The sequence below is a fragment of the Streptomyces sp. W16 genome (genome assembly GCF_033194735.1).
Classification (GTDB): domain Bacteria; phylum Actinomycetota; class Actinomycetes; order Streptomycetales; family Streptomycetaceae; genus Streptomyces.
Window position 1 is genome coordinate 1 of record NZ_JAWOAI010000389.1, and the last position, 9,650, is coordinate 9,650.

Annotated in this window: 13 protein-coding genes; 8 read left to right on the plus strand and 5 right to left on the minus strand. The window is 69.4% G+C overall.

Annotated elements, in window-relative coordinates; translation table 11 throughout:
• Positions 1-543, minus strand: a 543-nt coding sequence (gene ndgR / locus R6V09_RS37015; protein ID WP_317885860.1) for an IclR family transcriptional regulator NdgR, incomplete at its 3' end; no start/stop codon positions are given.
• 190 nt (positions 544-733) lie between these two features.
• Here ndgR and leuC point away from each other — a divergent pair.
• The 4 genes from leuC to R6V09_RS37035 all read left to right on the plus strand — a co-directional run bounded on the left by leuC (position 734) and on the right by R6V09_RS37035 (position 4,039).
• Complete coding sequence (gene leuC / locus R6V09_RS37020) at positions 734-2,158, plus strand: 3-isopropylmalate dehydratase large subunit (RefSeq protein ID WP_317885861.1); 1,425 nt, start codon at positions 734-736, stop codon at positions 2,156-2,158.
• A 5-nt stretch (positions 2,159-2,163) separates the two neighbouring features.
• The gene (gene leuD / locus R6V09_RS37025; RefSeq protein ID WP_317885862.1) at positions 2,164-2,757 is read left to right on the plus strand and encodes a 3-isopropylmalate dehydratase small subunit; all 594 of its coding nucleotides are present in this window, start codon (positions 2,164-2,166) and stop codon (positions 2,755-2,757) included.
• A gap of 263 nt (positions 2,758-3,020) precedes the next feature.
• On the plus strand, positions 3,021-3,251 hold the full coding sequence (locus tag R6V09_RS37030; protein WP_019068724.1) for a hypothetical protein: 231 nt from the start codon (positions 3,021-3,023) through the stop codon (positions 3,249-3,251).
• A 137-nt stretch (positions 3,252-3,388) separates the two neighbouring features.
• A complete protein-coding gene (locus tag R6V09_RS37035) occupies positions 3,389-4,039 on the plus strand; it encodes an HU family DNA-binding protein (RefSeq protein ID WP_317885863.1) in 651 nt (216 codons plus the stop codon).
• Between the two features lie 87 nt (positions 4,040-4,126).
• Here the strand turns inward: R6V09_RS37035 and R6V09_RS37040 are convergent, their stop codons facing one another.
• Both R6V09_RS37040 and cofC read right to left on the minus strand, forming a co-directional pair.
• Positions 4,127-4,330: a hypothetical protein gene (locus R6V09_RS37040; RefSeq protein ID WP_317885864.1), complete on the minus strand. Its 204-nt coding sequence runs from the start codon at positions 4,328-4,330 to the stop codon at positions 4,127-4,129.
• Between the two features lie 9 nt (positions 4,331-4,339).
• A complete protein-coding gene (gene cofC, locus R6V09_RS37045) occupies positions 4,340-4,999 on the minus strand; it encodes a 2-phospho-L-lactate guanylyltransferase (RefSeq protein ID WP_317885865.1) in 660 nt (219 codons plus the stop codon).
• Positions 5,000-5,143: 144 nt separating this feature from the next.
• Here cofC and R6V09_RS37050 point away from each other — a divergent pair, with 144 nt between their 5' ends.
• Genes R6V09_RS37050 through R6V09_RS37060 form a run of 3 tightly spaced genes read left to right on the plus strand, consistent with a single transcriptional unit; the run spans position 5,144 to position 8,177 of the window.
• Positions 5,144-5,953, plus strand: coding sequence for a lysophospholipid acyltransferase family protein (locus R6V09_RS37050; RefSeq protein ID WP_317885866.1), 810 nt, complete (start codon positions 5,144-5,146; stop codon positions 5,951-5,953).
• Positions 5,950-6,960: an NAD(P)H-dependent glycerol-3-phosphate dehydrogenase gene (locus tag R6V09_RS37055; protein ID WP_317885867.1), complete on the plus strand. Its 1,011-nt coding sequence runs from the start codon at positions 5,950-5,952 to the stop codon at positions 6,958-6,960. The genes R6V09_RS37050 and R6V09_RS37055 overlap by 4 nt, the downstream gene beginning before the upstream one ends.
• A 59-nt stretch (positions 6,961-7,019) precedes the next feature.
• Positions 7,020-8,177, plus strand: a complete 1,158-nt coding sequence (locus R6V09_RS37060; protein WP_317885868.1) for a D-alanine--D-alanine ligase family protein — start codon at positions 7,020-7,022, stop codon at positions 8,175-8,177.
• 19 nt (positions 8,178-8,196) lie between these two features.
• On the opposite strand, the gene R6V09_RS37065 is transcribed toward R6V09_RS37060, so the two are convergent.
• Both R6V09_RS37065 and R6V09_RS37070 read right to left on the minus strand, forming a co-directional pair.
• Entirely contained in the window at positions 8,197-8,688 is a 492-nt protein-coding gene (locus tag R6V09_RS37065; protein ID WP_317885869.1) for a DUF3515 domain-containing protein, read from the minus strand.
• Between the two features lie 20 nt (positions 8,689-8,708).
• Entirely contained in the window at positions 8,709-8,942 is a 234-nt protein-coding gene (locus R6V09_RS37070) for an Lrp/AsnC family transcriptional regulator (protein ID WP_003993216.1), read from the minus strand.
• A 203-nt stretch (positions 8,943-9,145) separates the two neighbouring features.
• Between R6V09_RS37070 and R6V09_RS37075 the strand changes: the two genes are divergently transcribed.
• Positions 9,146-9,650: AIR synthase related protein (locus R6V09_RS37075; RefSeq protein WP_317885870.1), on the plus strand; the 505-nt coding region annotated here is incomplete at its 3' end.

Genomic DNA, 9,650 nt, shown 5'->3' on the forward strand with positions numbered 1-9,650 from the left:
CTCCCGCTCGCCGATCGACTGGGCCCAGCCCCGGCGCCGTACGCCCGAGAGGGCGGTGGCCGTGAAGCGGGCGCCCTGGAGGCCGCGGTGCAGGCGCTCCGGCTCCTCCCAGGCCATCAGGATCTGCGCGGACGAACCGGCTTTCATGGTGAGGGTCGAACCGACCGGGACCGTGTCCCGAAGACCGGACAGACGTTCCGCCGCGGCGACGCAGATGCGCATGTCGCCCTGGCGGCGATAGAGCTGCGCGCTCTCGCCCGTGATGTCCCGCAGATGCGTGAGCACCGGGCCCGCCGTGGCGAGCAGGCGGTCCTCGCCGGCCGCCGCGGCCAGCTCGGCGAGCCGGGGTCCGAGAATGAAACGGCCCTGCATGTCGCGCGCCACCATGCGGTGGTGTTCCAAAGCCACGGCCAGCCGGTGTGCCGTGGGTCGTGCCAGCCCGGTCGCCGCGACCAGACCCGCGAGGGTGGCCGGACCGGACTCCAGAGCGCCCAGGACAAGGGCTGCCTTGTCCAGGACGCCGACGCCGCTACTGTTGTCCATGAAACGATACTCGCGTCTCACTCTGTGAAACGCAAGTTCCTTTTTTCGTGAGACGCGCAACTCTTGTAGGCACAGCGGCCCGCGTACGAAACGGGCCAGGCGGCGGCTGCCCGTGAACCAGGGGTGCGAGCGCCGTCTCCTCAAGATCTCTAGTTGGGCCGGCGCTGTTCTGCCGGCCGGAGGGAAAGCGATGGGTAGGACACTCGCGGAGAAGGTCTGGGACGACCATGTCGTCCGGCGCGCCCAGGGCGAGCCCGACCTCCTCTTCATCGATCTGCACCTGCTGCACGAGGTGACCAGCCCGCAGGCCTTCGACGGTCTCCGCCAGGCCGGGCGTCCCGTGCGGCGCCTCGACCTCACCATCGCCACCGAGGATCACAACACCCCGACCCTCGACATCGACAAGCCCATCGCGGACCCGGTCTCCCGGGCCCAGCTGGAGACGCTGCGCAAGAACTGCGCCGACTTCGGCGTGCGCCTGCACTCCCTGGGCGACGTCGAGCAGGGTGTCGTCCACGTCGTAGGCCCGCAGCTGGGTCTGACCCAGCCCGGTACCACGGTCGTGTGCGGTGACTCCCACACCTCCACCCACGGCGCCTTCGGCGCGCTGGCGTTCGGCATCGGCACCTCCCAGGTGGAGCACGTGCTGGCCACCCAGACGCTGCCGCTGGCCCGCCCGAAGACCATGGCCATCACGGTCGACGGCGAACTGCCCGACGGCGTCACCGCCAAGGACCTGATCCTCGCCATCATCGCGAAGATCGGCACCGGCGGCGGCCAGGGCTACATCCTCGAATACCGCGGCTCCGCCATCGAGAAGCTCTCGATGGAAGCCCGCATGACCATCTGCAACATGTCGATCGAGGCCGGCGCCCGCGCGGGCATGATCGCCCCCGACGAGACCACCTTCGAGTACATCAAGGGCCGCGCCCACGCCCCCGAGGGCGAGGACTGGGACGCCGCCGTCGCGTACTGGAAGACCCTGAAGACCGACGACGACGCGGAATTCGACGCCGAGGTCGTCATCGACGGCCCCTCGCTGGCGCCGTTCGTCACCTGGGGCACCAACCCCGGTCAGGGCGCGCCGCTTTCGGCGACCGTCCCCGACCCGGCTTCGTACGAAGACGCTTCGGAGCGCTTCGCCGCCGAAAAGGCCCTGGAATACATGGGGTTGGAGGCCGGTCAGCCGCTGCGCGACATCAAGGTGGACACCGTCTTCGTAGGTTCTTGCACCAACGGCCGTATCGAGGACCTGCGTGCCGCCGCCTCGATCGTCGAGGGCCGCAAAGTCGCCGACGGCGTACGGATGCTGGTCGTCCCGGGCTCCGCGCGGGTCGGTCTGCAGGCCGTTTCCGAGGGCCTGGACGTCGTGTTCAAGGAGGCCGGCGCCGAGTGGCGGCACGCGGGCTGCTCGATGTGTCTGGGCATGAACCCGGACCAGTTGGCACCCGGTGAGCGCTCCGCGTCCACCTCCAACCGCAACTTCGAGGGCAGGCAGGGCAAGGGCGGCCGTACGCACCTGGTCTCGCCGCAGGTCGCCGCCGCGACCGCCGTGCTGGGCCATCTGGCCTCGCCCGCCGACCTGTCCGACGCCCCTGTGCCCGCTGGAGTCTGAGAGTCATGGAAGCATTCACCACGCACACCGGCCGGGCCGTCCCGCTGCGCCGCAGCAACGTGGACACCGACCAGATCATCCCCGCCCACTGGCTCAAGAAGGTGACCAGGGACGGATTCGAGGACGGGCTCTTCGAGGCCTGGCGCAAGGACGAGAACTTCATCCTCAACCGGCCCGAGCGCAAGGGCGCGACGGTCCTGGTCGCCGGCCCCGACTTCGGCACCGGCTCCTCCCGCGAGCACGCCGTGTGGGCGCTGCAGAACTACGGCTTCAAGGCCGTCATCTCCTCCCGGTTCGCCGACATCTTCCGCGGCAACTCGCTGAAGAACGGCCTGCTCACGGTCGTTCTGGAGCAGAAGATCGTGGACGCGCTGCAGGAACTCACCGAGCAGGACCCGCAGGCCGAGGTCACGGTCGACCTGGAGGCCCGCGAGGTGCGCGCCGAAGGCATCACCGCCGCCTTCGAGCTCGACGAGAACGCCCGCTGGCGGCTGCTGAACGGCCTGGACGACATCTCCATCACCCTCCAGAACGAGGGCGACATCTCCGCGTACGAGGCCAAGCGCCCCTCGTACAAGCCGCGGACGGTCCAGGTCTGACCCCAACCCCCGCACCAGGTCGAGATCAGGCCACCGCGACACCCTCTGTACCCCCGATCGCCACGATTGGGGGTACAGCCATGTCTGCACTCGAACGGCCCCGCGCGCCTCCAACGCTTCTCCCAACTTCCCATGTTAGACAGGGTGTTGATGGGGTAGGCGCACCTTTGAGCCAAGGCTGCCGCCCGGCTCCGTCACGCCGTTCGAGGCACCAGTTGCGACCCCCGCAGGCGACAACTCGCCCCAGATGGCACAATCTGTGCATGGAACACGACGGCCAACTCAAGCTCTATGCGGCAGTCGCGGACCAACTCAAGGAAGCGCACACAAGGGTGCGCGCACTGCAAGTCCCGGAGGGCGTACGGATGGCGCTGGCCCGGAAGCTGCTGGTCATTACGGCCGCGGCCAAGCACGATCTCGCCGACGCGACAAGGCGACTGGACCGGTTCACGGCGGACCTCGACGCGGGTCGATTCCCCGAAGAGGAACGCTGAACAAGTCCAGGACAGCCGAGTTCGTTGCGGCGCACGGGTGATTAGCCCGTTTCGTGTTTGATTTGCGGTATATATCTGCCTAACGTGCGGAAAAGCCTGAACACTTTCGTTCCGGCAATGTCTCCGAAGGGGAAGACGTGAACAAGGCGCAGCTCGTAGAAGCGATTGCCGACAAGGTCGGTGGCCGTCAGCAGGCCGCCGAGGCGGTCGACGCGGTACTGGACGCCATCGTCCGTGCCGTCGTCAGTGGGGACCGGGTCTCGGTCACCGGCTTCGGTTCGTTCGAGAAGGTCGACCGTCCGGCCCGTTACGCCCGCAACCCCCAGACGGGCGAGCGGGTTCGGGTCAAGAAGACCTCCGTGCCGCGCTTCCGCGCGGGCCAGGGTTTCAAGGACCTGGTGAGCGGCTCGAAGAAGCTCCCGCGTGGTGGCGAGGTCGCCGTCAAGAAGGCGCCCAAGGGCAGCCTGAGCGGCACCGCTTCGGCGACGGTCAAGAAGGCCGCGGCCAAGAAGACCACCGCCAAGAGGGCGACGGCCACCGCGAAGAAGACCGTGGCGAAGAAGACGGCGGCCAAGACGGCCACCGCCAAGAAGACCACGGCCAAGAAGGCGACCGCCAAGAAGACCACGGCGACGGCCAAGAAGACGGCGGCCAAGAAGGCCACCGGCACCGCCAAGAAGGCTGCGGCCAAGAAGGCCCCGGCCAAGAAGGCGACCGCCAAGAAGGCGCCCGCCAAGAAGTCGACGGCGCGCAAGACCACCGCCAAGAAGGCCACCGCCACCCGCTAGTCAGCGGAACGCAGGGCACTCACGCGCCGGGCCGGACTCCCGTTGGGAGTCCGGCCCGCGGCGTGTTCACGGCCCGTTCGCGGGCGTTCAGAAGGTTTGCAGCGTTACCAGTGTGACCCTGAGGCCGTCCTTCGGACCCTCGGTCTCGATCCGCACCCGCTGTCCCGGCCGCAGCAGCCGCAGCCCGCCCGCGTCGAACGCGGCGGAGTCGAAGGGCACCGGGGTGCCGTCGTCGAGCAGCACACTGCCGGTACGGGTTCCGGCGTCGTAGGTGTAAGCGGTCGCCTGCATGGCCGCAGCCTACTGCCCGCCCACTGCCCCTGGCCGTCCCGGAATCAGCAGCCCCGCTGCCGCTGCCGCCGTGCGCGGTCCCACGCCCAGGGCCAGCGCCGCCCGCAGGTCCTCGCCGGTGTCCACGTCCTGCCGTACGGAATCCACCGCGTCCAGGGCGAGTTCGGCCGCTCCGGAGGCGCGATGGCGGGCGCGGGAATCGGTGCCGAATGCCGGGCGCAATTCACGGCCCTCTCGCGCGGTGAGCAAGGTGGTGCCGATTGCGGCGGCGTCCGGGAGAAAAGCGCGCGGGAATTCCGCCGCCGCGTCCAGGACCCGGGCCAATTCCATGGGGCGCAGGGCCGGCAGATCGGCGTTCAGGGCCGCCACCGCGCTTTCGGGGCGGGAAACCCGCACAACCGTCGCGGCGTGCCGCAGAGCGGCGTTCAGACCGTCTCCCGGCTCGTCCGCGACGATTCGGGCGCCCAGCGCGGCGAGTTCGCGGCCGGCCAGGGCGTCGTCCGTGACGACCGCCACATCGCGGACCGCCGGGCAGGCCAGCACGGCCGCCACGGTGTCCTGGGCGAAGGCGAGGGCGAGCCCCGGCCGCAGCCCGTCGCCGGCCGTGTCCGAGAGCCTGGTCTTGGCTCGCGCCAGAGACTTCAGGGGTATGACCAAGGTCCACTGCACGCGTGTTCCGTCCCTCTCTTGTCGCGGCCATTGTCACCCGGCGCCCCTGGCGTTGTCGGTGGCGGGGCGTACGGTGTTCTCGACAGACCGACGGCCTGGGGTGACACTTGTGCGGCCCCCCGGGTCCTAGAGGAAGGTGTTCGCGTGCCCCGCCGCAGAATCGGGTTCTGGTACCGCTTCGCTGCGGTCCTCTGCAAACCGCCGCTGGTGGTTCTGATCAACCGGGACTGGCGTGGAATGGAGCACATTCCGGCCGAGGGCGGATTTATCACCGCGGTGAACCACAATTCGCACGTAGACCCCCTCGCCTACGCTCACTTTCAGTACAACACCGGGCGCGTTCCGCGATTCCTGGCGAAGAGCGGGCTTTTCCGTAAGGGATTCGTGGGCGCCGCGATGCGCGGCACCGGACAGATCCCCGTCTATCGCGAGACCACGGACGCGTTGAGCGCCTTCCGCGCCGCGATCGACGCCGTGGAGCGCGGTGAATGCGTCGCGTTCTATCCCGAGGGCACCATCACCCGGGACCCCGACCAGTGGCCCATGACCGGCAAGACCGGTGCCGCGCGGGTGGCTCTGCAGACCAAGTGCCCGGTGATTCCCGTGGCGCAGTGGGGCGCCAACGAACTGCTGCCGCCGTACGCCAAGAAGCTGCACGTCTTTCCGCGCAAGACCAGCCATGTGCTCGCGGGCCCGCCGGTGGACCTCACGCGTTTCTACGGCAAGGACATGAGCCCGGACCTCCTGAAGGAGGCGACCGAGGTCATCATGGCCGACATCACACGCCTGTTGGAGCAGATCCGCGGCGCGAAGGCACCCGAGACGTCCTACGATCCGCGCCGCGAGCGGATCGAGCAGCGGCGCCGGACGGCCGCGGAGACCGAGCAGTTGGAGTCCAGGGCCGAGTCGGCGACCGAGCCGAAGGTCGAGCAGGAAGAGGGGCAGGGCACGTGAGCAAGCCGGTCAAGGCGGCTGTTTTCAGCGCCGGTTCATGGGGCACGGCTTTCGGCATGGTGCTCGCCGACGCGGGGTGCGAGGTCACCCTGTGGGGGCGCCGCGCGGAAGTCGTGGACGCCATCAACTCCGGCCGTACGAACCCCGACTACTTCCCCGGTGTCGAACTCCCGGAGAACCTGCGGGCCACCACCGACCCCGCCGAGGCCGCCGCCGACGCCGACTTCACCGTCCTGTCGGTCCCTTCGCAGACGCTGCGCGCCAACTTGGCCGACTGGGCACCCCTGTTGGCGCCCGACACGATCCTCGTCTCGCTCATGAAGGGCGTCGAGCTCGGCTCCGTCATGCGGATGAGCGAGGTCATCGAGGACGTCGCCAAGGTCGGCCGGGACCGGATCGCCGTGGTCTCCGGACCCAACCTCGCGCGGGAGATCGCCTCCCGGATGCCGGCCGCCGCGGTGGTCGCCTGCACCGACGAGGCCGTGGCCCGCCGGCTCCAAGCCGCCTGCCACACCCCGTACTTCAGGCCGTACACCATCACCGACGTCGTGGGCTGCGAGCTCGGCGGCGCGGTGAAGAACGTGATCGGGCTCGCCGTCGGCATCGCGGACGGCATGGGGCTCGGGGACAACGCCAAGGGCTCGCTCATCACCCGCGGTCTCGTGGAGACGACCCGGCTCGGTATCGCGATGGGCGCCGACCCGCTCACCTTCTCCGGGCTCGCCGGTCTCGGCGACCTGGTGGCGACCTGCTCCTCGCCGCTGTCCCGCAACCACACCTTCGGCACCAACCTCGGCAAGGGCATGACCCTCCAGGAGACCATCGCGGTCACCAAGCAGACCGCGGAGGGTGTCAAGTCCTGTGAGTCCGTACTGGACTTGGCCCGCAGGCACGGCGTCGACATGCCGATCACCGAGACGGTGTTCGAGATCGTGCACGAGGGGAAGTCGCCGGTGGTCGCCGTCAAGGAGCTGATGTCGCGCAGCGCGAAGCCCGAGCGACGCTGAGCAACGCGGGTCAACGGACGCTGACTCAGGGCAGTACCACCGGGTACGCTCATCGCGATATGAGCACCGAGAACCTCTCCCAGAGCCCTGAGCAGCCGCCTCGCAAGCCGCGCGTGGCCGTCGTGTTCGGCGGTCGCAGCTCCGAACACGGGATCTCCGTGGTCACCGCCGGCGCCGTCCTCGCGGCCATCGACCGGACCAAGTACGACGTCCTGCCGATCGGCATCACCCGCGAAGGCCGCTGGGCCCTCACCGCCGACGCGCCGGAACGCATGGCGATCACCGACCGCCGCACCCCGGACGTCGAGGAGCTCGCCGAGTCGAGCGAGGGCGGAGTGGTGCTCCCGCTCGACCCCGGAAACCGCGAAGTCGTCATCAGCGAACCGGGATCCGTGCCCAAGGCCCTCGGCGAGGTCGACGTCGTCTTCCCCGTCCTGCACGGCCCCTACGGCGAGGACGGCACCCTTCAGGGACTCCTGGAGCTGTCCGGCGTGCCGTACGTGGGCGCGGGTGTGCTCGCCTCGGCCGTCGGCCAGGACAAGGAGTACATGAAGCGGGTGTTCACCTCGTTCGGCCTCAAGGTCGGCCCCTACGTGGTGATCCGGCCGCGCGAGTGGCAGCGGGACGAGTCCGCCGCGCGCAAGAAGATCGTCGACTTCGCGGGTGAGCACGGCTGGCCGCTGTTCGTGAAGCCCGCGCGCGCGGGTTCGTCGATCGGCATCACCAAGGTCGACGACCTGGCCGGACTCGACGAGGCGATCGAGGAGGCGCAGCGGCACGACCCGAAGATCCTCGTGGAGGCCGCGCTGCGCGGACGCGAGATCGAGTGCGGGGTCCTGGAGTTCGAGGACGGGCCGCGGGCCAGCGTGCCGGCCGAGATCCCGCCGCCCCAGGAGCACGCGTACTACGACTTCGAGGCGAAGTACATCGACTCGACCCCCGGTATCGTGCCCGCCCCGCTGACGCCGGAGGAGACCGCCGAGGTCCAGCGGCTCGCGGTGGACGCCTTCGACGCGGCCTCCTGCGAGGGGCTGGTGCGGGCGGACTTCTTCCTCACGGAGGACGGCGAGTTCGTCATCAACGAGATCAACACGATGCCCGGTTTCACACCGATCTCGATGTACCCGCAGATGTGGCAGGCCAGCGGCGTCCCCTACGGCGAGCTGGTGGACCGCCTGGTGCAGGCCGCGCTGCGCCGCTCGACCGGACTGCGCTGAACGGGCCGGTCCGGTCGATCTAGTCGGCGATCCCTGCGGGGATCGCCTTCTTCACGGACTTCGCCAGGTCGACCAGGGGCGCCAGGCCGTCTCCGGTGCGGTCCTTCGGGATGGTCACCTCGACATACGCCTTGCGCAGCGTCGTGGTGAACCGGAACGAGCCGTCGTCCTGCTTCTGCAGCAGCCAGCCGACGCCGTTCACCTCGACGCCGTCGGCCTCCGGGTCGTTCATCTTCGCGGGTCTGACGACACCGCAGCGCAGTATGATCGCCGGGTTCCCCCAGCCCGCGGTCAGCGCGGACGCGGGCTCGGGATCCCGGCGGCCCAGGCCGTCGACCTTCGACGGCAGCACCTTGTCCAGATTCCGGCACAGCCCGGTGACCTTCGCGCCCGGTGAGGGAACCGCCGCCGACGCGCTGTCGTCTGCTGAGGAGCAGCCCGCGAGGGTGATCAGCGGGGCGAGCACGGACAGCCCGATGACAGAACGGCGCCGGTGACGGAGAGAGTTCACCGGCCAAGGGTAGACGGGGGCTACAGATGCACCACCGGGCAGGTCAGGGTGCGGGTGATGCCGTCCACTTGCTGGACTTTGGCGACCACCATGCGGCCGAGGTCGTCGACCGTGTCGGCCTGGGCGCGCACGATCACGTCGTACGGTCCTGTCACGTCCTCGGCCTGGAGCACTCCGGGAATCTTGCTGATCGTCTCGGCGACGGTCGACGCTTTGCCGACCTCCGTCTGGATCAGGATGTACGCCTGTACCACGGAACCTCCAGGGCGGCCACGAGGATCATGTGGGGAAAAGGAACGCCACGGTATCGCGTCGCCGCTCACCGCGGGGAGACCCGCGGAGGCGCTTCCCCTCGTGCCGGGGCACAGGCACGACTGAAGTTGACGGTCACCTCGACCGTACCGAGCACACCGACGGCTCGCGACCGGGCGCTGCCGTCACGAGAAGAGGACGAACGATGAAGGGCACCGTCGGTGAGTTGGGGGAGTTCGGGCTCATCAGGGAGCTCACTTCCCGGCTCACCACCACCCCCTCGGTCCGGGTCGGCCCCGGCGACGACGCCGCGGTCGTCGCCGCGCCCGACCGCAGGGTCGTGGCGAGCACCGACATCCTGCTGGAGGGGCGGCACTTCCGCCGCGACTGGTCCACCGCCTACGACGTAGGACGCAAGGCCGCCGCGCAGAACCTCGCGGACATCGCCGCGATGGGCGCCGTACCGACCGCCCTGCTCCTCGGACTGGTCGTGCCGGCCGAACTCCCGGTCACCTGGCCCATGGAGCTGATGGACGGGCTGCGCGACGAGTGCCAGGTCGCGGGCGCCTCGGTGGTCGGCGGCGATGTCGTACGAGGCGACACGATCATGGTGTCGATCACCGCCCTCGGTGATCTGCGCGGCCGTGAGCCGGTCACCCGGGCCGGCGCGCAGCCCGGTGATGTGGTCGCCGTGACCGGGTGGCTGGGCT

What these genes read in the sequence shown, in the direction of transcription:
- R6V09_RS37030 (WP_019068724.1), top strand. Translation starts at nt 3,021, where the DNA reads ATGGAACACGACGGCCAACTCAAGCTCTATGCGGCAGTCGCGGACCAA.
- leuD (WP_317885862.1), top strand. Translation starts at nt 2,164, where the DNA reads ATGGAAGCATTCACCACGCACACCGGCCGGGCCGTCCCGCTGCGCCGC.
- leuC (WP_317885861.1), top strand. Translation starts at nt 734, where the DNA reads ATGGGTAGGACACTCGCGGAGAAGGTCTGGGACGACCATGTCGTCCGG.
- R6V09_RS37060 (WP_317885868.1), top strand. Translation starts at nt 7,020, where the DNA reads ATGAGCACCGAGAACCTCTCCCAGAGCCCTGAGCAGCCGCCTCGCAAG.
- R6V09_RS37040 (WP_317885864.1), bottom strand. Translation starts at nt 4,330, where the DNA reads ATGCAGGCGACCGCTTACACCTACGACGCCGGAACCCGTACCGGCAGT.